The 23,366-nt window shown below is 38.3% G+C and carries 24 protein-coding genes; 6 read left to right on the top strand and 18 right to left on the bottom strand.

The features are described from left to right. Positions 1-464 precede the first annotated feature (464 nt). The 4 genes from IGL90_RS02115 to IGL90_RS02100 form a co-directional block, all read right to left on the bottom strand. Complete coding sequence (locus tag IGL90_RS02115) at positions 465-698, bottom strand: hypothetical protein (protein WP_002355504.1); 234 nt, start codon at positions 696-698, stop codon at positions 465-467. Positions 699-841: 143 nt separating this feature from the next. Next, complete coding sequence (gene pepV, locus IGL90_RS02110) at positions 842-2,257, bottom strand: dipeptidase PepV (protein WP_048737391.1); 1,416 nt, start codon at positions 2,255-2,257, stop codon at positions 842-844. 133 nt (positions 2,258-2,390) lie between these two features. Then, positions 2,391-3,125 (bottom strand): pseudouridine synthase, encoded by a 735-nt coding sequence (locus IGL90_RS02105; RefSeq protein WP_048737392.1) that lies wholly within the window; start codon positions 3,123-3,125, stop codon positions 2,391-2,393. Between the two features lie 108 nt (positions 3,126-3,233). After that, on the bottom strand, positions 3,234-4,883 hold the full coding sequence (locus IGL90_RS02100) for a putative polysaccharide biosynthesis protein (protein WP_002364837.1): 1,650 nt from the start codon (positions 4,881-4,883) through the stop codon (positions 3,234-3,236). Positions 4,884-5,086: 203 nt separating this feature from the next. On the opposite strand from IGL90_RS02100, the gene IGL90_RS02095 reads away from it, so the two are divergent. Further along, positions 5,087-6,613 carry a UDP-N-acetylmuramoyl-L-alanyl-D-glutamate--L-lysine ligase gene (locus IGL90_RS02095; protein WP_082153297.1) on the top strand — a complete coding sequence of 509 codons (1,527 nt, stop codon included), beginning with the start codon at positions 5,087-5,089 and terminating at the stop codon, positions 6,611-6,613. Between the two features lie 65 nt (positions 6,614-6,678). On the opposite strand, the gene IGL90_RS02090 is transcribed toward IGL90_RS02095, so the two are convergent. After that, positions 6,679-7,251: an alpha/beta hydrolase gene (locus IGL90_RS02090; RefSeq protein ID WP_002358653.1), complete on the bottom strand. Its 573-nt coding sequence runs from the start codon at positions 7,249-7,251 to the stop codon at positions 6,679-6,681. 30 nt (positions 7,252-7,281) lie between these two features. Between IGL90_RS02090 and IGL90_RS02085 the strand changes: the two genes are divergently transcribed. Further along, positions 7,282-8,256: a ring-cleaving dioxygenase gene (locus IGL90_RS02085; protein ID WP_048737395.1), complete on the top strand. Its 975-nt coding sequence runs from the start codon at positions 7,282-7,284 to the stop codon at positions 8,254-8,256. A gap of 112 nt (positions 8,257-8,368) precedes the next feature. Beyond that, positions 8,369-8,542, top strand: a complete 174-nt coding sequence (locus IGL90_RS02080; protein WP_002355495.1) for a hypothetical protein — start codon at positions 8,369-8,371, stop codon at positions 8,540-8,542. Between the two features lie 75 nt (positions 8,543-8,617). On the opposite strand, the gene IGL90_RS02075 is transcribed toward IGL90_RS02080, so the two are convergent. From IGL90_RS02075 to IGL90_RS02065, 3 genes are all read right to left on the bottom strand, one after another. Further along, positions 8,618-9,088: a C-GCAxxG-C-C family protein gene (locus IGL90_RS02075; RefSeq protein ID WP_025189908.1), complete on the bottom strand. Its 471-nt coding sequence runs from the start codon at positions 9,086-9,088 to the stop codon at positions 8,618-8,620. A gap of 52 nt (positions 9,089-9,140) precedes the next feature. After that, a complete protein-coding gene (locus tag IGL90_RS02070) occupies positions 9,141-9,869 on the bottom strand; it encodes a YebC/PmpR family DNA-binding transcriptional regulator (protein WP_048737397.1) in 729 nt (242 codons plus the stop codon). 130 nt (positions 9,870-9,999) lie between these two features. Then, complete coding sequence (locus tag IGL90_RS02065) at positions 10,000-10,509, bottom strand: VanZ family protein (protein WP_002366143.1); 510 nt, start codon at positions 10,507-10,509, stop codon at positions 10,000-10,002. 127 nt (positions 10,510-10,636) lie between these two features. Here IGL90_RS02065 and IGL90_RS02060 point away from each other — a divergent pair, with 127 nt between their 5' ends. Continuing rightward, positions 10,637-12,463 (top strand): M3 family oligoendopeptidase, encoded by a 1,827-nt coding sequence (locus tag IGL90_RS02060; protein WP_161796737.1) that lies wholly within the window; start codon positions 10,637-10,639, stop codon positions 12,461-12,463. Between the two features lie 24 nt (positions 12,464-12,487). Here IGL90_RS02060 and IGL90_RS02055 read toward each other — a convergent pair whose 3' ends face one another. From IGL90_RS02055 to IGL90_RS02020, 8 genes are all read right to left on the bottom strand, one after another. After that, entirely contained in the window at positions 12,488-13,828 is a 1,341-nt protein-coding gene (locus tag IGL90_RS02055) for an MATE family efflux transporter (protein ID WP_048737400.1), read from the bottom strand. Positions 13,829-14,002: 174 nt separating this feature from the next. Next, positions 14,003-14,653 carry a uracil-DNA glycosylase gene (locus IGL90_RS02050; protein ID WP_002355481.1) on the bottom strand — a complete coding sequence of 217 codons (651 nt, stop codon included), beginning with the start codon at positions 14,651-14,653 and terminating at the stop codon, positions 14,003-14,005. 87 nt (positions 14,654-14,740) lie between these two features. After that, a complete protein-coding gene (locus IGL90_RS02045; RefSeq protein WP_002389549.1) occupies positions 14,741-16,141 on the bottom strand; it encodes a M24 family metallopeptidase in 1,401 nt (466 codons plus the stop codon). A 12-nt stretch (positions 16,142-16,153) separates the two neighbouring features. Further along, the gene (locus IGL90_RS02040) at positions 16,154-16,915 is read right to left on the bottom strand and encodes a DeoR/GlpR family DNA-binding transcription regulator (RefSeq protein ID WP_010777401.1); all 762 of its coding nucleotides are present in this window, start codon (positions 16,913-16,915) and stop codon (positions 16,154-16,156) included. Between the two features lie 131 nt (positions 16,916-17,046). Then, entirely contained in the window at positions 17,047-17,892 is an 846-nt protein-coding gene (locus IGL90_RS02035; RefSeq protein ID WP_002355476.1) for a VOC family protein, read from the bottom strand. Positions 17,893-17,934: 42 nt separating this feature from the next. After that, the gene (locus tag IGL90_RS02030) at positions 17,935-18,531 is read right to left on the bottom strand and encodes a nitroreductase family protein (protein ID WP_002355475.1); all 597 of its coding nucleotides are present in this window, start codon (positions 18,529-18,531) and stop codon (positions 17,935-17,937) included. A 171-nt stretch (positions 18,532-18,702) separates the two neighbouring features. Beyond that, entirely contained in the window at positions 18,703-19,638 is a 936-nt protein-coding gene (locus IGL90_RS02025) for a LacI family DNA-binding transcriptional regulator (RefSeq protein ID WP_002355472.1), read from the bottom strand. Positions 19,639-19,642: 4 nt separating this feature from the next. Further along, entirely contained in the window at positions 19,643-19,927 is a 285-nt protein-coding gene (locus IGL90_RS02020; RefSeq protein WP_002366136.1) for a hypothetical protein, read from the bottom strand. A 114-nt stretch (positions 19,928-20,041) separates the two neighbouring features. On the opposite strand from IGL90_RS02020, the gene IGL90_RS02015 reads away from it, so the two are divergent. Both IGL90_RS02015 and IGL90_RS02010 read left to right on the top strand, forming a co-directional pair. Continuing rightward, a complete protein-coding gene (locus tag IGL90_RS02015; protein WP_002355470.1) occupies positions 20,042-20,377 on the top strand; it encodes a hypothetical protein in 336 nt (111 codons plus the stop codon). 182 nt (positions 20,378-20,559) lie between these two features. Beyond that, a complete protein-coding gene (locus tag IGL90_RS02010) occupies positions 20,560-21,414 on the top strand; it encodes a M48 family metallopeptidase (protein WP_002392656.1) in 855 nt (284 codons plus the stop codon). A 70-nt stretch (positions 21,415-21,484) separates the two neighbouring features. Here the strand turns inward: IGL90_RS02010 and IGL90_RS02005 are convergent, their stop codons facing one another. Both IGL90_RS02005 and IGL90_RS02000 read right to left on the bottom strand, forming a co-directional pair. After that, complete coding sequence (locus IGL90_RS02005; RefSeq protein WP_002389569.1) at positions 21,485-22,498, bottom strand: lipoate--protein ligase; 1,014 nt, start codon at positions 22,496-22,498, stop codon at positions 21,485-21,487. Positions 22,499-22,685: 187 nt separating this feature from the next. Then, complete coding sequence (locus IGL90_RS02000) at positions 22,686-23,303, bottom strand: nitroreductase family protein (protein WP_002355466.1); 618 nt, start codon at positions 23,301-23,303, stop codon at positions 22,686-22,688. Positions 23,304-23,366: the final 63 nt, after the last annotated feature.

The following is a 23,366-nucleotide window of genomic DNA, read 5'->3' as shown; positions in this document are numbered from 1 at the left end:
ACTCCTTTTTTTAAATTACTACTTGAATGATTTTTATTCTATGCTATAATTTAGTTAAGTTCTTTTGGGACTATTCTAAACAACATAGCAAGTTAAAATAAGGTTTTAACCGTAATCAACTGTAAAGTGGCGCTGTTTCGGCGCTTTTTTTTTTTTACAACCAGAAAGTAATCGCTTTCAAATTAATCAAACTGAATACCGCTACTTAAAGTTTACCATTCTTATTTTCTTAAAAAAAGGGGTATTTATAGTTTTTGCAAACTAATAGAATTATATACATAACAAAAATAACATTATCTATTTAAGAATCTCTTACCTTAATTTCTTTACTTTCCTTAAAATAACGAATCTATATTTATTGTATGGTAATATCTTTTACTATTTGTTGATGTTGTCAAACTTTACATGGCAAAAAAGGCAAAACACAGTGCGTGGTTAACTGTGTTTTGCCTTTTTAATTACGACTATTGAAACAATCCTTTAATTTTATCAAACAAACCATCGGTCGTTGTATCAGCTAACATCGCTGTAATTTTATGATAGTGTTCGCCTAATTCATCTTTATGTTCTTCAATGAATTGTTGCGCATGTTCCACGTTACCTTCTCCAATTAAATCTTTTGCTTTTTGAACTAATTCTTCTACGTTCATTTTCACACGTCCTTTGATTAAATAGTTAACAATAAGTGTTTCACTCATTGCGTTTTCTCCTATTTATCGTATCGTGGGATCCGTTGACTTGCAAGAAATTTTCAGTAAATTGACGGTTCTGATTTTGGGTTTTTAAAAGGCAAAAATTGCAAAAAAAGCTGTTTTCGAAAATCGAAAACAGCTTTTTTACTTTACTTCGCTAAACGATAAATCGCATCTGCATAAATAGCAGCTGCTCGGAATAAGTCATCTAATTCCATAAATTCGTTGGCTTGGTGCATTGTGTCTGTGTAGCCAGGGAACATTGCGCCATAGGCAACACCACGTTTTAATAAGCGGCCATAAGTACCGCCACCAATGATTTGTTCTTGGCCTTTTTCGCCTGTATGGTCTTCATAAACTTGTAGTAACGTTGCCACCAATGGATCATCAACTGGTACATAATGCGGTTCTTGGTTGCGATCTCCTTGTGTTGCAGTGACCGTTTCACCGACTGTTGCTTGAACTTTTGCTTGTAATTCTTCTGCTGAAGTTCCTTTTGGATAGCGGAAGTTTAATGTTACTAAGCTATTTTCAGGATTTTCTGGATCAAAGTTAACAATCCCAGCGTTCATTGTCAATTTACCCATTTTTTCGTCTTCAAAAGCCACACCTAATTTTTCGCCATAAAAATCTTCATGGATAAATTCAGCAATGGTATTAATAAAGCTGTATGCGCCTTCTGCAAAGCTGTAATCATTTAAGAAAGTTGCCAAGAAAGTCGCTGCGTTAATTCCAGATTGTGGGCTAGCACCGTGAGCACCTTTACCAACTACATGGAAAGTCACTGTTTTATCTGAAAGTTCTGCGTTACCTGAAAGTTTTGCTTCTTGTTTGATGAATGTTTCAAAGCTAGCAGCTAGTGAAGCCGCTTCGTCTGCTGAAGCAGCCGTTACAACAGCATCTGCTGTTCCCGGAACCATGTTTTCACGTAAACCAGATTTGAAGCTTTCTAATTTATAATCAGCGCCGTTACCGCCTCGGAAAGTTAAACGAATAGTCACATTTCCTTTTTCCCCATTGATAATTGGGAACTCAGCATCTGGTGAGAAACCAAAGTCTGGCGCTTCTTCATGTTGGAAATAGTAATCCATATCGCCCCAGCCGCTTTCTTCGTCACTTCCTACTACGAAACGGATTTTTTTAGACACGGGTAAGCCTAATTCTTTGATAATTTTCATTGCGTAATAAGCAGCCATACTTGGGCCTTTATCATCGCTCGCGCCACGTGCATAAATTTTGCCATCTTTAATGACTGGTTCATAAGGATCTGTTTCCCAACCATCACCAGCAGGAACAACGTCCATATGACCAAAAATTCCTAATGTTTCGTCGCCTTCGCCATATTCAATATGTCCAGCGTAATTGTCGACATTTTTCACCGTAAAGCCATCACGTTCACCATAAGCTAACATGTGTTTTAAGCCAGCAACTGGTCCAGGTCCAAAGGGCGCTTCAGGTGTTGCTTGTGCATCATCACGTTCACTGTTGATCCGTAATAAGTTTTGTAAATCTTCTAATAAGTCGTCTTTACGTGCTTCGACTTCTTTTGTCCAATCAATTGTCATTTGTTGTCACTCCTATTCATAAAGTTCTACATAGTCAATCATACCATTTTATGCAGAAAAAGAAAGAAACCCGACACTATTTTTCGAGAAATTTTTTATCTTTTCCGCAGAAAGGGCTGGGTTTTTGTTTATTTTAATTGAGGTATGATTGTTTAGGTTGTAGTTGTTGCAATTCGGTTTCTGTTAAGGGCCGATATTCCCCTAGTTCTAACGTTTCATCCAACCATAGTTCGCCCATTCGTAATCGTTTTAAATACGTCACAGGTTTGCCTACAGTGGCTAACATCCGTTTGACTTGATGGAATTTTCCCTCTTGAATCACTAAACGGACTACGGAAGTCCCTTCTTCCTCATTGATCGTCTCAATGACTAAACGACTTGGTTTAACCATTTCTTCATCTTTCAAGGCAAATCCTTGCGCAAACAGTTGACAATCTTCCGCTGTCACAAGTCCCTCAACTTCAGCTAAATATTCTTTATCCACATGCTTTTTGGGTGATAATAATTGATGCGCTAACTGGCCATCATTTGTTAATAGAAGCAAGCCTTCAGTATCTTTATCCAAGCGACCAACTGGGAACAAGTCGGCACGGTAATCCTGATCAGTTAACAAGTCAATTACCGTTTCATCTCGCTGATCTTCCGTCGCAGAAATGACACCTTGTGGTTTATGCAACATGTAATAAAAGAATTTTTGATACGTAAGAATTTCTCCCATCAAGGCAATTTGATCTGTTTCTTCATTTACTTGTGTTTTGGCTTCTTTTACGACGTCACCATTCACCGTAACGACTTTTTTCTTTAACAATTGTTTGATTTCTTTACGACTACCGATACCAACATCGGCTAAAAATTTATCTAAACGCATCGTCATTCCTCTTTCCTTTAAAAAAATAGCTTGGGACATAAATCGAATCGATCGATGTCTCAAGCCTTGTCTCTTAAGAGAATCTGCTGAAAGGAGTTCAATCAGCTATTATTTAATATTGAATTTTGCACGTAATTTTGCGGCATTTTTCCCTAATAAACGATCAGCTAAGCGAATCTTCAAGACCGAATAGCCATAAAAAGCGCCTCCTGCAGCAGCCACAATTACAACGATAATGAAGGCTTGGAAACGTCTAGTTGGATCTAAAAATAGATACAAGAACTGACGGAAAATCAAAGCGATAATCATCATGATGACTGTAATACAGAACATTAACAATGTTCGCCGTAAGGTTAATTTGTAATTAAAACGTGTCACTTGACGAATTCTTCTTAGAATCAATACGCAAGAAACCGTAAAGCCAATCATCGTTGCTAATAACGGACCGTAAACTTCAAATAAACGGATTGCGGGGAATTGCACGATTAATTTCACTGCTAAACCAATTCCTAAATAACGCATTGCGTCACGATTTTCATACATCCCCATCAACATATTTGACACTAACATATACAAGCCCAAGAATAAACTAGCGTAACAAGCTTGCACTAATAAAGAAGTACCTAAAGCATCTGGCATGTAAAAAACAGTGTATAGTGGTTGCGCTAAAACAATCATACCGAACGTTGCTGGCAACATTACAAACACAAAAAGTTGTAAATTATTACTAATCAAACGCGCTAACTCACGGTGATTTTTTAAGGTGACCGCTTCTGTAATCAACGGTAATCCAGTAGCCGAAATCGAAGTCGCTAAAGCCACGACAATCATGGTTAATTTGTCCGGATTGGCATTAAAAATACCGAAAAGCTCTCGTAATTGGGTATCTGAATAATCCGTAAACAAACGCATAAAGTTTGAGAAAGTAAACTGATCGACAAGTTTAAAGACAGTCACCCCTGAGCCGACTACAATAAAAGGAATCGCCTCTTTAAAAGTTTCAATCAATAACTCTTTTGGAGCAATTTCATGTTCATTGGCGCTGTGTTCTTCTAAATAATCAAATAATGGTTTTTGTTTGTACATGTAATAACCTAAAACCGCAAAACTTGCGAGCATCCCAATAAATGCCGCAAAAGTGGCTTGGGTCACCGCTGTAACGTAATTACCTTCAAAGACTTTCATGATAATAAAAGCAGTTAATAACATGTAAAAAACTCGTGCTACTTGTTCAACAATTTGTGATAAAGCAAAGGGCATCATTTCTTGATTTCCTTGGAAATAACCGCGAATGACACTCATGCTTGGGAAAACTAAAACGGCTAAACTTAATGAACGCATTGTTGGAACTAATTCAGGACCTCCGCCAGACAAAGCTGCTAATGCCGGAGATGCCAAATACATCACAATAGCAAAAACCACACCTAAGCCACCCATTAGTTGTAAGGCACGATAAAAAAGCTGTCGACTAATTTTATATTCGTTCAATGAATTATAATGCGAGGTCTGCTTGGCAATCGCACCTGGAATTCCGGCGGTAGAGATCATTAGGAATAAGGCATAAATCGTATACCCCATTGAAAACAAACTGTTCGCTTCGTTTCCGTGCTCGCCCATCCAAGCGTACCAGGGGATGATGTAAATCGCCCCTAACATGCGGGAGATAATATTACTAGCTGTCATCCAAGCTGAGCCTTTGACCATTTTTTCTTGGTTCGTCAGGATTGGTTGATCAACTGAATTTGGTTGATTGATCATTTTGTCCTCCAATATTCTTTGAGTATGCTTTCTTTATTTTAATTGTTCATCTTGGGATATGCAACGACTTTCTCGAAGAATTATCCTATTTTAACATTTCTCATGGATTTTCTCACGCTAACGAGATGGTTTTTTTAAAAGAAAAATAATGCTATAATGACATCAGTTTTGAAATTTCGTTGAAACGTTTGGAGGCAAAAAAAGTGACGATTTCATTATTCGCAATTCGCGATTGCTTAGAAAAAGAAGATTTATTAAAAGAATTTATTTCACCAGAAGGCTGGCACTTGACTCTTTCCGACACGTTAGGTCAACGAGAAGTAACGGCTCTTTCTTACGATTCGAGAGACGTAACAGCAGAAACACTCTTTTTTTGTAAAGGATTAAACTTTAAAGAAATCTATTTAGAAAATGCTGTAAAAGACGGCCTAGAAATCTATGTTTCTGAGGTGCCTTATGAGGTTCCGGCACAACTAGGAATTATCGTGACTGACATAAAAAAAGCAATGGCTGTGTTAAGCATGGCTTTTTATGATTATCCACAAAATAAATTAAAACTGATTGGTTTTACTGGAACCAAAGGTAAAACAACAGCGGCTTATTTCACCAAATATATTTTAGATGTTGCTACACAACAAAAAACAGCCTTGCTTTCTACCATGAATTCGACATTAGATGGCAAAACATTCTTTAAATCTGCATTGACTACACCCGAATCTTTGGACTTGTATCGAATGATGGCAACCGCTGTTGCTAACGGGATGACTCATTTTATTATGGAAGTTTCTTCCCAAGCCTACAAAACTAATCGTGTCTACAAGTTATTTTTTGATGTCGGCATTTTTTTAAACATTACCCCCGACCATATCAGTCCAATTGAACATCCAACCTTTGACGATTACTTTTATTGCAAACGTCAATTGATTACACATTCTAAAGTCATTGTGTTGAATCACGAAGCTGATTATTTTCCATTACTTAAAGAAACTGCACAACAGCAAAAAGTCCCAGCCATTGTCTATGGCAGTCAGCCGGCTCCAGAAGTAGACTATTCATTCGCTGTTTCTTCAGAGGATTCCTTACGTTTTATCGTTGAAAGTCCTGCAGATGCGTTAGGATTGGCCGGCTCTTATCACCTTCGTTTAGGTGGTGATTTTAACAAAGGTAATGCGTTAAGTGCGGCGATTGCTAGTGTCCTTGTGGGAGCTTCAAAAGAAGAGTGTCAACAAGGAATCGCAGCAACCACCGTCCCTGGCCGGATGGAATCTTTAACGAATACCAACGGTGCAACCGTCTATGTTGATTACGCTCATAATTATGACAGTTTGAAGAATCTTTTAACCTTTGTCCGTGAAGAACATCCTGACGGCCGCTTAATCGTTCTTGTCGGTAGCACGGGAGACAAAGCGATTTCTCGCCGCAAAGACTTTGGTACGGTTCTTTCTGAATTGGCTGATGTTGCAGTCCTAACAACCGATGACCCAGCCAGTGAAAATCCAGCAAAAATTTGCCAAGAAATCCAAGCCCATATTACCAAAGAAATGCCTGTTTACACCGTTTTAGATCGTGGCGAAGCAATTGCTCACGCATTATCTTTAAGCACAACGGCTGATGATGCGATTGTCTTAGCTGGTAAAGGCGCCGACCTTTATCAAAAAGTAAACGGCGTAGATGAACCTTACGCAGGAGACTTTGCCCTTGCGGAAGCTTTCATTAATAAAAAGAACTAAATTATTTAAACACACATAAAAAAACAAGCTGCAACCACTTATCAGCAAAGGTTGCAGCTTGTTTTTTAAAGAACTTCTTTTATTTTCGTTACTTCTTCTTCTGATAAGCCATGACCGCCATCCACTAGTAAAAAGTCGACTGGAAAATGTTTCTTTAATTGGTTAGCTAAAGAAAGAACTTGTCCCGGAATACTCAACTCATCCTGAGCCCCTGTTGTGACAATCACTTTTGTCGCAAACTCACCAGATACATATTGATAGCCTAAATTGCTTGGATGCAGTAAAATAACAGTGTTAGCAATAGTCGGGTTCTTTTCTAACAGGCCTAAAATAAAATTGGCACCGTTAGAGTACCCTATAAAAATAACTTCATCGTATAACTTTTGCGGTTGCCAAACTTCTTCTAGAAACGCCGTCACTCGCTCATCAAAGTTAGCACGAGGTAATGCTCCATTGACTAATGGCGCAAAAAAGCGTCGCTGTTCGCCTACACCTTCTGTCCCTAAGTAACTTAGAACACTCGCTTCTGGATAAAGGGTTGCGATGGTGGTTAATAATTGATATTCATTGCCACCAGTACCATGGAAAGCAACAACTAATTGATTAGGTTTCGACCCTTTTTGAAAAAATTGTTTCATTTAATAAACCTCCAAGAAAGGAATTTTACTATGTATGCACAAATTCATCACATCTCTATTTTAAATCGATTGATAAAGCCTACATTTGACTTCTATCATAATACACTGGGATTAAAATTACTAATGAAAACGATCAACCAAGATGACCACACCATGTATCACTTGTTTTTCTCAGATAATGAGCAACGAACAGGTACCGAATTAACTTTTTTTGAATTGAATGATGGCCAAGATCAATCCTTTGGTACAAATACAATTGAACGAACTATTTTAAAAGTACCAACGCGCGCCTCTTTGGATTTTTGGGCAGAACGTCTTGAGCAAGCGGGTATCTGCCACTATGGTGTGGAAACATTTAACCAACACCCAATTTTGCGTTTTGAAGCGCCCGATAATACGCAAATGGCGCTTGTTCCGTTACGTGAATTTGAAAATGCGGAAGATTATTTTCCAGCTGAGCATTCTGAAATTCCAGTAGAACATGCAATTTTAGGCATTGATGCAATTCAATTACGCGTCCAATATGCCGCAGCTACCAAACAACCTTTAGTGGATTATTTACATTGGCATGAAAAAGAAACAGTACCTTTTTTTGAAACTGCGCATGAAGTAACCGTTCTGGAAAATCATCATCCACAGTTTTATCAAGAGGTACACATCATTGATGACCGTACCAATCCGCTTGCCATTGAAGGAATTGGTGGCGTTCATCACGTCGCCTTTGGGGTGGAAGATACGCAAGAATTAACGCAAGTTGACAGCCTGTTGGATGAAAAGAATTTTACAAACTCAGGGATTAAAGACCGTGAATTTTTCAAATCATTGTATTTTAGAGAACCGAACCACTTGTTATTTGAAGTAGCCACACAAAAAGGCCTGCTAGATGCCGAAGCCTACGAAAATCAAAGTCCAAACTTTGATGAAATCCCCCTTTATTTGCCTCACTTTTTGGCAGATCAAAGAGAACGAATCGAAGCGATTTTAGCACAACAACGCCATGAGTAAACAAAAATAGCGGTTAGGACCGCTATTTTTGTTTTTTAATATCCTATTATTGCCCTTTTTTGAAAAAAAGGAGTACACTAATAGTAGATGAACTGCGCAAGGAGGTGAGTACATGTTATCTAAGGAAGAAGTTCTACACTTATTGAACGAAGCAAAAAAAGAAGTCGATCGTTTAGAAACAAACCGCCAAGAAGATTTAGGTAATTCAATCAACTATATTGAAAATGAATTACAGCTCCAACGTGTCTTATCTCAAGTGGAAGCTTATGAAAAAGTACTTGGTTAATTGATTACGCATTAAATGAGAGAGGAGCAACCAGATTCAGGTGAATGAATCTGGTTGCTCCTCTCTCATTTTTTACTAGACTAATTCGTAAGCAAGTTCTCGTGCAATAATTTTTGCGGTTGTTTCAGCGATTTCTCCAGTAAAGCCAATGCATTGTTCCATATGCTCAGGTGAGCCCATCGTCATTTTACTTGTCAAAATACTGCAGCAAACCACTCGATGCTTTTGTCGAAAACTTTGATGCAATTCGTTGGCTAAAGTCATCGTTTTATTTACTTGTTCTCCTTTGGCTTCTGTCCGACCAAAAAAGTAGCCCAGACACATAACCCCGCCTGAAAGAGCACCACAAATACACTTCGCTCCTCCAACACCTACAGGAAACCCAGAAGCCATGGCCACAGCTTCAATGGGAATCTCCGCATCAAAGTGTTGCCGAATGGTCGCCACAATCGCTTCCGAGCAATAAAAATCACCGTTACGATAATAGGCTTCCGCTTCTTCCCTGATTGCTTGTAAACAAATTCTCTTTTTCAAAATGCCCTCCATTCTGTATCCGCTTTCATTTTATGAATAAAAGGACGCCAAGCATCCCTTTATTTTATAGATTTTCTGCAGAGGTAAATACTTCTGACACATCATCATCGTCTTCTAACTTGTCAACCAAGCGCTCTAATTGCGCTTTTTGTTCCTCGTTCAAGGTTAGTAAGGTTTGCGGAACCATTGTTAATTCAGCTTGTGCTAATGAATAACCTGCTTGTTCTAAAGCATCGCGAACCGCTGTAAAATCTTCTGGTGCTGTGTAAATTTCAAATACTTCTGGTGATGTTTCTAAATCCTCGCCGCCTGCTTCCAAAACGACTTCTAGCATGTCGTCTTCCTCAATTGCATGATCTTCTCTCTTAATGACAATATAGCCTTTACGATCAAACATATAATTCACCGAACCCGTTTCACCTAAAGAGCCACCATTTCGAGTAAACGCGACGCGAACATTGGTGGCCGTTCGGTTGCGGTTATCTGTTAGTGCATGAACTAAAACTGCCACGCCACCTGGCCCGTATCCTTCATAAGTTACCTCGTCATAATGTTCCCCTTCACCAGCACTACTGGCTTTTTTTATGGCGCGCGCAATATTATCATTGGGCATATTGGCTGACTTAGCTTTATCGACTGCTAAACGTAAAGCAGGATTCATTGCGGGGTCAGGGCCACCTGCTTTTGTCGCCATATAGATTTCCCTTGAAACTTTTTGGAAAATTTTCCCACGTTTGGCATCTTGCGCATTTTTACGCCCTTGAATGTTGCTCCATTTGCTGTGTCCTGACATCCTTGATTCCTCCTGACTTTTCGTTACTATTCTCCTTTATTCTACTCTTCTTTTCAGTTAGGAACAAGCGCTACCAAAAAAAGACCCTCGCTTATCCATCTTTCTGACGAATAAACGAAGCTCTTCTAAATTAGCGTCTTCTTTTTTTATTTTTCTTCAAACCATGAACCACTAAACAAATAACGATGGCTGTCAAAGCACCCATGGCATCCAACATAACATCTTGAAAAAGAGGGGTCCTTCCGCCTGTGATCATTTGATGAAATTCATCTAAACCTGCATAGCCAGTAGCAGCTAGCCAGGAAACAACAGCTGTTAAAAACAGACCTTTGATTCTTGGCACTAATCCAATGAACCAACTACCACCTAATAGAAAATACGTACCAAAATGGGCTCCCTTACGAATAAAAAATTCAACAAATTTACTATAACCACTAGCTTGAATGCTCACTTCACTGCCAGCATATTGAAAAGAAATGTTTTTTAATTGTTCTTCAAAAGGATGACTGCTCAGAAGTTTATCTAAAAGACCAACTTGTGATTGCTGTTCATACGTCTGTGATGAACTGAAAAATAAAATGGCCATAATAACAAACGCAATGACTAAATATAAATTACTATCTTTCAAATAATTTTTCATATAATCCTCTTTTCTTGGTTTCAAGTTACCCCGTGCCTGCCACGGAAAATTCTTTTTTATTATAGTCGGTTTCGAGGGAAAAAGAAACAACTTCTCTTAGGTCTTATGATATACTGAAAAGAAAAAAATGAAAGAAGGATTGGATATGACCTATTCTATTACATGGGATTTAGACAGTATTTTCCCCAATGGGAGCGAGTCCAAAGAACTTAGCCAACGAATGACTCAATTAACCGAACAGACAAAAGAGTACCATCAATTAATCACAGAATGGACACCAGAAAGTGCCCAAGGCAAAGAACAATTTGCTGAAATCTTAACGTTACAAGGGAAAATCTCAAATGGCTTTTCACAATGTAATAGTTTTTTAACTGCTTTAATTTCTGCTAATACTAATGATACCAAGGCCAAAATTTTATCAGGCGATTTATACAATCTGTTGCCAGCGATTCAATTAGCTGAAACCATTTTTACTAAAAAAATCACCGAGATTTCAGCAGAACATTGGCAAGCCCTGTTAGCCGAAGAACCGTTCAAAACAATGGCTTTTCGCTTAAATGAATTACGCCGTGATGGAAAAAAACTGCTTTCCGAACAAGAAGAAAATATCATCAATACGCTTTCTCTAGATGGGTTAAATGCTTGGAGTACACATTACGATACGATTGTTGCTTCCATTGTGATTCCTTTTGAAGAAAAAGATGGCTCTGTGACAGAACTATCTGCAGGCCAAGCCTTTAACCGCATGATGGGAGATCCTGACAAAGAGGTTCGTCAACGTTTGTTTACAGCTTGGGAGAAAGCTTGGAGTGGCAAAGCTTCAATTTTAGCAGATACCCTAAATCACTTAGATGGGTTCCGTTTATCTGATTACAAATTGCATGGCACTACAGATTATTTAGAAAATCCCTTAAACTATAATCGAATGAGTCAAGAAACATTAACGGTTATGTGGGAAACCATCCAAAAAAATAAACAACCATTCGTCGACTTTCTAACGCGCAAAGCGCAATTATTCGGCAAAGAAAAAATGGATTGGCAAGACCAAGATGCACCAATTATTTTAGGTAATTTAGAAGAAAAAACGTATTCCTTTGATCAAGCCGCTGCCTTTATTTTAGAAAATTTCCGTAAATTCAGTCCGAAAATGGCTAATTTTGCCCAAATGGCTTTTGAAAAAAGTTGGATTGAAGCTGAAGATCGTCCAGGCAAACGTCCTGGGGGTTATTGTACAGAATTACCTGAAACACAAGAGTCGCGGATTTTCATGACCTTTGGCAATTCAATCAACGAAGTAGCTACTTTAGCCCATGAATTAGGTCACGCTTTCCATAGTAGCGTGATGTGGGATTTACCTTCATTGAATCGAGAGTATGCCATGAACGTAGCAGAAACAGCTAGTACCTTTGCAGAATTGATTGTTGCTGACGCCACCTTAAAAGAGGCCAAATCAGACGTTGAAAAGATTAACCTTTTAGACACAAAAATGCAAAATGCCATTGCCATGTTTATGAACATTCATGCGCGTTTTATCTTTGAAAATAATTTTTATCAAGCGCGCCAAAAAGGTTTAGTAGCGGAAGAAGATATTACTGAATTAATGTTAGCGGCGCAAAAAGAAAGCTACAAAGATAGTCTTGGCAGTTATCATCCTCATTTCTGGGCGAGCAAATTGCACTTCTTTATTGATGATGTGCCTTTCTATAATTTCCCATATACTTTTGGCTATCTATTCAGCATGGGTATCTATGCGTATGCTAATCAACAAGGCAGCTCTTTTGAAGACCAATACATTGCGTTATTAAGAGACACTGCTTCGATGACAAGCGAAGAATTAGCGAAAAAACATTTAAATGTTGACTTAACAAAACCTGATTTCTGGCAAGCCGGCATTGATCAAGTCCTAAAAGATGTGGAACAATTCATGACTTTAACTGAAAGCTATGTAAACTAAGCAAAAAAGAAGCAGTAACCAACATCAGGTTACTGCTTCTCTTTTTTTCAAATAGTTTCGATACGCAAAGTAGCCCACAAGCATTAGTCCAAACGTAACAAATTCAACTACGGGCATGGCTAGCCAAACACCGGTTAATCCTAGTAATTTCACCAAAATAAATAAAACTGGCACAATTAAAAAGAACCCACGCAAAGAGGAAATCATTAGCGCCATTTTCGGTTTACGAACTGCCGAAAAGTAATAAATCCCCATAAAATTCAATCCTGTAAACAAGAAGGAAATCGCATATAAGCGGATGGCTGTCCTAGCAATTTGCGCCAACTGGTCGTTCCCTTCGCTATTAAAGACCTCAATAATTTGTCCCGTAAACACTTGACTGATTAAAAAGAACAGGAAGCCGGCGACCAAGTACGTAATAAAGCTAAGTTTAACAAATTTACGCAACACCTTCGTTTCCCCTAAACCATAGTATCGGCTGAGTAATAGTTGCGCCCCTTGCCCAATCCCTGTAAAAATGGCAATCACAATAATATTGAGATTGGCAACAATCGCATAAGCTGAAATCGCCACATGACCAACTAAGTTTAACAAAACAATATTAAATAAAAACATGACAAAGGCCGAAGAAAATTCATTTAAAAAGGAAGAAAAACCAATCGACATAATTTCTCGAACATCCTGAAATTTCACTTTAAACTTTTCAAAACGTAAAACTCGTTGCGGCGACCACTTATGCAACGTAATCAGGATTAAGCTTGTTAACGGTGACATCACCGTTGCAATGGCCGCGCCTGCCATGCCCCACCCAAATTGATAAATAAAGACATAATCCAAAATAATATTGACAATTCCCCCACTGACAAAAGCAATCGTTGCCAAACGAGGATTATGGTCATTTCTTAAAAAAGTAATCAGGCAATTGTTTAAAATAAATAATAATGAACAGCTAAGGTAAATCATATAATATTCCTTTGCCAAACCAAACAAGACACCGGTCCCCTGAAGTCCCCGAATAATTTGATCGGAAAAAATCAAGCTCGCTAAAGTAAAGAGACTCCCTATAACGAAAACTAACCCAATCGTTAAACTAAAATACTGATTGGCTTTTTTGATTTCTTTTTGCGCAACCGTTGTCGAAAACAACGTAGCGCCGCCAACGCCAAACATCCAACCTAATCCATTAATAATATTAACGAGTGGTAAGACAATGTTAAGCCCCGCCAACGCCTCGGTGCCGATCCCATTTGCAATGAAAAATGTGTCCGCCAAAATAAAAATTGATTGCGCCGCCATACTTAAAATTCCTAACAGAACATTTTTATAAAACAACGCAGTAAAATGGTTTTGCTGTGTTTGCTCCATACCCAAATCTCCTTCTAACAAAAAAAGGACTCATTCTTTTTGCTTCAAGGCTTACGCAAAAATCAGAATCCTTCAATTATTCAACCCAGCGATTAAATAATCTGTCTATTTATTGATACTTCTAGGGTAGCATTCTCTCTTCGAAAAAACAACCATCCTTCTATTTTTCTCATTTTAAACTTTCTTAAGCAGTTGCAGTTGTTTTTGAACCACTTGCCAATCTTCTTTCACGACTTCTTTTAAACGATAATTATAAAAGACAGCCGCTGGATGGAAGAGTGGAATGATTTGATAGGTTTTCTGCGTCCAATGATAGTTTTGTGATTGCTCATCAAATGTTTGAATGGGCGACTGAATGACCGTTCCGTGCACTGCAGTGATTGTTGGCTTTGGTCCTAAAAGTCGTTGCAACCCAATATTCCCCAGTGTCAAAATTAGTTCAGGTTGGCAAACAGCGATTTCCCAATCAAGCAAAGGCGCAAAAATTTTGATTTCTTCTTTGGTTGGCGTTCGATTAGGAAATTTGGTTACTCTTTCTCCCGTTTTTGCAATCTGCTTCGTTTTTACAGAAAAAGGCCGACTCCTAACCGCACTGGTGATATACACCGTTTCACGACTTAAGCCAACTTGTTGTAATTGTTCCATCAACAATTGACCTGAACGACCAATAAATGGCACATTTTCTTTAATTTCTTCTTTTCCAGGGGCTTCCCCAATCAGCATCACTTTTGGCTGTTGCGGGCCTTGCCCTTCCACAAAACCTTCTAATGGTAAGTCTTTCGCTTTAGCTAAAACTGCTTTTTTCAGATGTTCAGGATAGTGCATTTACCATCACGCCTCTCTTCTGGTGTTCTTCCTTCGCTATATTGATTATAAATAAGACCCAAAAGAAACTCAAAAAAAGGAGCCTATTCATTTAAGCGCTGGTTTTTCTACACACAAAGCTTTGTCTTTAGCTAAATAAAAAGGCCGTAAGTAACCAACTAAATTAGACATTGGTAAAACCTCCGTTGGTAAGTCAATCTTCAATGTCTCTTTTAAATAGGCTTTGCGTGTCGCAATCCGTTGCCACATGTCTGGATAAGTTTGCTGAATCTCTTTTTGCAATGTTTCATCAGCCAAAGCCACACATTCTTCTGCACTCACCCCTGTATAACCAGGTACAGAAGGAATAATATCCACTTGAAAGAGCATGCCACTTTCCAAGCGAATGGCTGAATCTGGATAAATAGGCGACGACATCCATTCATCATCCGAAACTAAATGCCCAGGATTCAAATGCCAGTGATAGATTTCTTTTGGTAACTGTTCTTCAATCGCTTGGTACATTTCTCGCCCTAACAGTCCGATTCGAATGGTTTCAAGCCAGTGAACGACAGCTTGAAAATAGGGTTTTGCTACGCGCTCTAAATAATCACGTTGCGCTTCTGGCAATTGCTGCTCGTTTTCAATAACAAAACCTGTTCGGCTAGACAAGCCGCCTTTGTAGCCTGTAGTTAATGATAAGGCATCACCTAACTGAATTTCTTTGGCAGTCGGATACATGTTTGCATATTCAAAACGTTGACCAGTTGCCGCAATGGTTACTACCGTCGGCGTTTGACCTTCATCATTTAACAAAGCCCCAATGTCCGTTTCACGCTGTCCTACTTCAATTGCATTTAAGGCCTTTAACATACTGCGAGAAGCCAAATTCGCCCCATATTCATAGTGCGCCAATTCGTTGGCATTATTTGTTGTGCGGGCCCCCTTTGCTCCAATCAATAAGTGGGTCCCATTTAGTAAACGAGCTTCTTTCGGCAGCGCTTTTTTCAGTGCTTCGACAATAAAATGTGGCACATCAAACATCGTAGCGGGTTCTTGCTGTTGTGTCGTAAACATTTTCCAACCAACGATACCTATTTTTTGAGCAGTTTCATCGAGAAGCGTTTCAAAAATCTGCGACAACTTTTGTTCCCCAGCCATTGGTTGATTAGGTAGCGAAAAAGCTGGATAATGAATTAAATCGGCTGAGATGCGGGCATGTTGGCACAGTTTTAAATTTTCATTGCCTAAAATAAGTGTCGTCGCACCATCCTTATTTAACACAAGGAGTCCTTCTTCAAACCTCGGAATAAAGCCAGTTAAGTATTCAAAATTACTGCCATGCTCTTTGTCTGCATAGAAGACCAATTGATCGAATTTTTCTGTTTCCATTCGTTGTAATACTTTCTGCTTACGCGCCATCATCGTTTCATTCGTCAAATACGTTGGAAAAACATTCTCAAAAACAGTAGGTTCAGCAATATGTGTATAATTAATTTTTCGCTTCATTATTATCCTCCATTATTCATCTGCGACAATCAACGTTACGCCTGCTTGCGCTAATTGCTCACAGAATTTTTCATCAGGTCGTGTATCTGTCACTAAACAATCAATTTCTGTTAATTCGCAAATTTTAAATAAACCCGTTTTGTTTAATTTCGTTTGGTCTGCTAAGGCAATGACTTGTTTGCCTTGTTGAATCATTCGCCGTTTGACTTGACCTTCTTCTTCTGTGTGAATAAATAATCCTTGTTCAGATAACGCAAACACACCTAATAATGTATAGTCGGGGGCAAATTCCCCAACCTTAGCGACTGTTTCTGCCCCAAACAAAAAGAGTTGTTGTTTATGCAGTTGCCCAGGTAATACTGTAATTTTTGTCTGATCCATTTGCGCTAGAAGTAGCGCATGACTGAGAGAGTTCGTGATCGCGTGAATCGGACTATTTTCCATCGCTCGAATAGCTGCTTCCACCGTGGTTGATGAATCAAAAAAAATGGACGCTTGTTTGGGAATATTTGCCCAAACTTTTTGGGCAATCGCTTGTTTTTTCTCTGGATGCTTCATTATTCGTTGAGCATAATCGTAAATAGTTGCTTCAGACTGAACTGAGATAGCGCCACCGTGCGTTCTCTTTAAATGTCCTTCCTTTTCTAAACGAATTAAATCTCGCCGAATAGTATCTTTTGAAACGGAGACTTGCTCCGCTAACGCTTCCATGGAAATACTTTTTTGTTTATTCACTATTTTTTGAATCTTGGCTAAACGTTCTTCAATCAACATGCTTCCTCACCTCTTCTAAGTAAAGATAGCATCTTTTGCATTATTTTGCAAACAAATGCAAAATAATGCAAAAAAAGACAAAAAAAAACTAGTCCTTCATTTTCTAACGAAGGGCTAGTTTGAGAGTGGTTTTAATAGGTAAATTGAATAATCATCCCGCTAGGATCTTCTAACGCAAGTAAATGATCTTTGGCAATAAAATGTAACTTTGCTTCTTCCGCATTAGCTTGGACTATCTCTAAATCTGCCGCAGTTGGCAAACGGAAGGTGTAATTTTCTAAGCCAAATTGATTTTCTTGAATCGTTGGCAGCTGTTTGCCGCTCCATGTATTTGTCCCAATATGATGATGGTACTGACCCGCTGCAAAAAACTTCGCTTGTTGACCAAAGTTAGACTTTAAGCCAAACCCTAAATTTTTATAGAACGTTTCAGTGGTATCTAAATCGGCCACTTTCAAATGAATGTGCCCAATTTTAGAACCTTCGGAAATTCCTAGCCAGTGACCGTCAGCTTCTGCAGCTAAACTATCACCGTCTAATTCTTCTGTCACACCGATAATTTCACCATTTGGACGAATATCCCAGACTTCTTCTGGTTTATCCCAATAAATTTCGATGCCATTATTTTCTGGATCACTTAAGTAAAGGGCTTCACTATAGCCATGATCTGCTGCGCCAATTTGCACATTTTCTTGCAAAAGCCACAGCAACATATTGCCTAAATCTTTGCGGGTTGGTAGCAGGAAAGCAATATGGTACAAGCCAGTGGTACCCTGATTTTCTTCCCCAGCTGTTAGTTCTTTTAAGACAAGAATTGCATCGTTGGTGCCTTGTGGCGCTAGCCAAGCACGTCCCTCTCCTTGTTTTAAAAGTTTTAAGCCAATTGTTTTCGTATAAAAGTTTACCATTTTATCTAAATCAGCCACTTTCAAAGTGACTTGTTGAATCCCAATATTACTTGGTAATGCTTGAACCATTTGCTTTCACTCCTTTCCTCTTCGTTTTACTAAAGCAATGATTTAGTTGAATTCTTTAAAACGAGCACTATCTTCCATGTATTCTTTTTCGCCAGCTGGCGCTTCAATGGAACCAATGACCATTTGTGCACGTAAATTCCAGTTTGCAGGAATTGACCATTCTGCAGCAACCGCTTCGTCAATGACTGGGTTGTAGTGTTGTAAGTTTGCGCCGATATTTTCTTGCGCTAAGGCAGTCCAAACGTTCGCTTGTGTTAAACCAGTTGCTTGTTCAGACCAAACAGGAAAGTTATCCGCATATAATGGGAAGCTATCTTGTAAGTTTTTCACGATATCTGTATCTTCAAAGAATAAAATTGTGCCCGCACCAGCTGCAAAACCTTGTAATTTAGCTTGTGTGTTTGGAAATGCTTCCGCTGGAGTTAATGGTTTTAAGGCGTCTTCAGTCATTGCCCATAATTTTTTGTGAGCATCGCCGAATAAGAACACAACGCGTTGTGTTTGAGAGTTAAAAGCTGTTGGACTTTCTCTAACAACTTCTTTTACTAAAGCAGTTACTTCTTCTTTTGAAATTGGTAAGTTTTCTCCTAAAGCATAGATTGAACGACGGTTTTTCATCATTTCAGTAAATTTTGACATAATATGTTCATCCTTTCGAATTTCCTCAGTAAATTCATTTAATTTTGTTTACATGCTTACTATACTACCTTACTAAAAGTAAGTAAAGCTTTTTGTCTTACTTTTTGTAAGTTTTTTTTATTTTTTAGTGAAAAACCTTATTCTACCAAAGAAAAAACAACCAGCTTTTTTCTAAGAAAAAGAAAAATCTGGTTGTCGATTAATAAATGTAGAAGTCAATTGAATCGTTTTCGGCCGTTTTTCTTGAAATAAGTGTGTGGCTTTTTCACCTAATTCCATTAATGGATGACAGATTGTTGAAAAATTTAAAATTTCACTTAATAAAGTTTGCTCCTGTCCCACTAAAAAGAGTGGTCTTTCAATAACGGCTTGAATCCCTGCGGCAATTTCATCACCGTTGGTCACAACCGCCTGGAGCGTTGGATCTTGCCCACAGTGTCGTCCTACTTCACACCCATCTTCATAGGTTAAACAGTCCTTAAATAACCGATTTTCAGGAATCACTCCATAAATTTCCTGATATGCGTCAACTAAATAGCGTGCGCTTGTACTTTTTTCTGGTGCACGGTTAATCGTAATTGCCACTTCACTACATCCTTGTTGTTTCAACGCTTGGAAAACCCGCCGATAAACGGTTAAACGATCGATATAGATACTAGCATAACTAGGGTCTTCTATTTTTTCACAAAAAACAACTTGCTCTTTATACGGAGCAAACACACTTAAAGGATTTGCCTTTGACAAAACAATCATGCCATCAAACGCACCCGTGGCCATTTTTTCCAAGTAACTTTTTTCAACTTCTTTATCATAATCCGTTGGTAATAAACTAACCATCATCCCTTGCTGAAATGCTTGGTGGATAATCCCACTTAAAATAGCATCAAAATAAGGTTGATTCGTATAAGGAACCATGACACCTAATGTATTACTTTTCCCAAAGCTAAGATTTCTCGCTAATATATTGGGCTTATAGCCCAACTCATCGATAATTGCTTGGATTTTCAGTCGTTTTTCTTCAGAAACATACGGATGATGATTAATCACACGCGAAACAGTCGTAACTGAAGATCCTGAAAGGCGCGCAATTTCTCGAATTGTTGTCATACTTTCACCTCATTACTTTACAAAATTGAGTTAAATAAGGCACAATCCCTGTCCCGTAATCAACAAAACGATAAAAGGTCTCCTGCCAAGCAAAAGAAATTTCCTGAATATCCTCCTGCTGTGTCAAGTGCCACTCCGTTATCTGATGGTACGGAATTTCTTGATGCCAAATCTTATAGTATTTTTTGGGACTATTTAACTGCAGACTTTTGGCCGTCGTAGTCACCGAGACAAAATAGTAATCCATACCAAGTCTATCGCTTATCTCCACTATAACATTCATTTTCATGCCCTCCAATATTTTGATACACCTAGCTTACCTTATGAAACGCGTACCAGAGCAAGAGGAAAAATAAAAAAAGTGAGACCATGTTATACTAGACGTATCATATAAAAGCAAAGGATGAGTGCAATGGAAACTGTTACAGTAGCAACAAAAAGCGACTTACTAACAAATTTGAACAAGCAAACAGATGAAATCATTATCTCGGGGGCACTTGCACAAGAAATTTACCACTTAAAAAAACAACAATTAACCGAAACGGAAGAAATGGGCTTTTTAGTGGGCAGCCAAGGTGCTGGCTCATTTTTAACCTATTTAATCGAGAAGTTATCCTATATAAATTCGGAGCTATCGCCAGAAGAACAAAAAATTGAACATGCGATTTTACGTTTGTATGTTATTAAAAAATTAACTCCAGAAACTACTTTATTACGTCTAAAACAGTTAGATTATTAAAATTTTATTTAATCAAGATAGACCAATTCCCCGCGTACAACGAGTCCCTTTCATTAATCACTTGATATAATTACCTTTATTCAAGTTCCCACCATTGTCATTATCGATTAACCAATGGTATATTAGAAGTAACAGATAAGTCATTTTATTTGAAAAAGTGTTTGGGAAATGTTTGGGGAGGAATGTTTATGTGTCAACCGCAGGAAAAAAAGAAAGAAATTTCTGTTGCTAAGTTACGTTATCGTTTTGAAGTACCAATGATTATCATTGGTTTTGTTTTATTGTTTTTAGCATTGGGGTTAGTTGCTTTATTGATATTGAGTGATTTGCCGATTCCTGACTGGTTATTAATTGTCTTAATTGCACCAATTGCGCCAGTCATTGCTTTTTTTACCATTCGTTATATGTACATGGATACTGCTTCTAACGGAGTGGAAATTACAGAAAATCAGTTACCAGAAATTTATTCCTTGTATATTGATTTGGCAAAAGAAATGGGCTTTGGCACTAAAAAATTAAGGATGCCACGTCTTTATTTAATCAACGGGAATGGTGTCTTAAACGCTTTTGCGGCAAAATGCTCTTTACACAGACGCTATGTTGTCATTCACAGTGATTTGTTGGATATCGCGTACAATACAGGCGATTTTTCGCTGATTCGCTTTATTTTGGCACACGAGCTAGGACACCATAAATGTGGGCACACTAATTTATGGCGGCTAATGTTATCCATTATTTTGAAACCAGTTGCGTTAGATAAAAGTTTTACAAGAACGCAAGAATATACCGCTGATCGCGCAGGTTTATACTACGCCGAAGAAGGTGCTTTAAGCATGATTTATTTATTTTCAGGAAAATACATGGGCAGTCGTGTGGATTTAGAAGAATACTTTCACAGTATTGATTTACATGATGATACCATCTGGCTTAAATTGAGTAACTTCTTATCCGATCATCCTGTTGGCTTCCGTCGCATGCAAACATTGAAAAAAGCCAAAGATACTGGCAATTGGGACGTTCATGGGAAATTTTTCTAGCAAGAGCCAACCATCATTAAATAAACGTGCTGGGACAAAAGATTCTTTAACTTTTGTCCCAGCACGTTTATTAATCCACCAATAAATGAACAAATTCTTCTTTGGTGATATTTACAAAGTAGTCTTCAAAGTTAAACGCTGCTAATGCTTGCCAAATTGATGAATACTGATAGTCCACACCTAATAAAGCCGCAACGATTTCCGCTGTTTCTTTTTTGGCAAAGTAATCACCATAAATCGTTAACTCAATTATTTTACCTTTTTCAACAGTCAAACGTGCATCCACGATGCCGCCTTTAAACTTTTCTTCTTTTTTGATCGTAAATTTAGGCGCTTCACCAAAAATCCAAGCTTCATTGCCATACACTTCAGCGACCAATTTCCTAATTTCCTGTTGATCTGCTTTGGTTAGGACATATTCTTTCTCAGCAATTTCAGTTAGAGATTCGACATCAAAGAGCTCCATCAGTAAACGATTGCGAAATTCCTCAATGGTTAATTGTTGATATTTTTCGTCTAAGTACGGCCGTAAATTGGTTACGCGTCCCCGAACAGATTTTGTCCCTTTTGATTCAATTTTTTTCTTAGAAACAGTTAAAACACGTTGAACTTCTGCCAAATCAACATCATACATCAAGGTACCATGAGTATACATCTTCCCCTTTTTTGTATACATGGCATTGCCAGAAAATTTTTTCCCATCAATTAATAAATCATTGCGACCGCTAATCTCGGCCCCCGTTGCGCCCATTTTATGTAATGCTTCAATAATTGGTTTAGTGAACGCTTTAAAATCCCCAAAAGCTTGATGTCCTTCCTGAACAACAAAACTAAAGCTGACATTCCCGAGATCATCATAAACAGCACCACCGCCCGATAAACGGCGAGTAATAACGATTCCCTTCTCTCTAGCATAAGCTAAGTCAATTTCTTCATAAGCATTTTGATTTCGGCCTAAAATAACACAGGGTTCCTGAATATAAAACAACACTAAGGGCTCTTCAAAAGAGAGAGTGTTTAATAGATAATCTTCCGTTGCTAAATTTTCACGAATATCTCGTGACTGCATTATGACATAACGCATAAGGTCGCCCCACTTCTTTTTCTTCTAGTGTATCACTTTCTTTCAAAATTGGTTCACTAAACGTCTTCTCTGGCCATTCTCAAAAGCGGATGATCAACAAAAAAACGAACGTGGGACAACAATCACTTTGGATGTTTGTTCCACGCTCAAAATCTAATAAACAGCAGTTACAGAACTGTTTAGCTTTTTAGTCTAACCAAGTTACTACTTCTGAAACATCTCGTCGGACTGTTTCAAAGCCGGGTGTTTGAGCTTTACCAATCGGAATAATCAGTCCGTTCACTAAATGATCCTCAATATTAAATAACTTGCGAACAGCTTCCGTTTCAAACCCAGACATCGCCACTGTATCATAGCCTCGATCTTTTGCAGAAAGCATCAGCTGCATTGCAACTAAGCCTTGGTCTAACATTAGCCACTCTCTTTTTTGTTCTTCGCTAACATCATAGTACCAAGAAACATTTTCATTAATTCCTTGACGAATTTCTTCCGTCATCGTTCCTTGTGCGACAGCTTTAGCACTGATTTCATCTGCATTGGCCACTGTATAAGCAGTCAAATCACCTAATAAAATAATCACCGCCGCTGCCCCTTTAACTGCTGGTTGTTGCATCGAAACTTCGTAAAGGGCTTCTTTTTGTTCTTTTTCTGTGACAATTAAAAAACGCCATGAATTTAAATTGGTACTATTTGGCGCGAACATCGCTTCCTCAATTATGGCCATTAATTCCTCTTTTGGAATCTCAACATCTGGCATAAAATCCCGAACTGAGCGGCGGCTGCGAACAACATCTTGATACATCATATTTCTTCTTCCTTCCTCTTGCCTTACTTGACATAGTTATTATTACTCACTATGATGGAGAAA

Origin of the sequence: Enterococcus sp. DIV1307a, assembly GCF_050537425.1 — a bacterium.
Lineage (GTDB): Bacteria > Bacillota > Bacilli > Lactobacillales > Enterococcaceae > Enterococcus > Enterococcus faecalis.
Note: the sequence above shows the minus strand (reverse complement) of the source record. Positions and strands in the feature narration are given on the sequence as shown.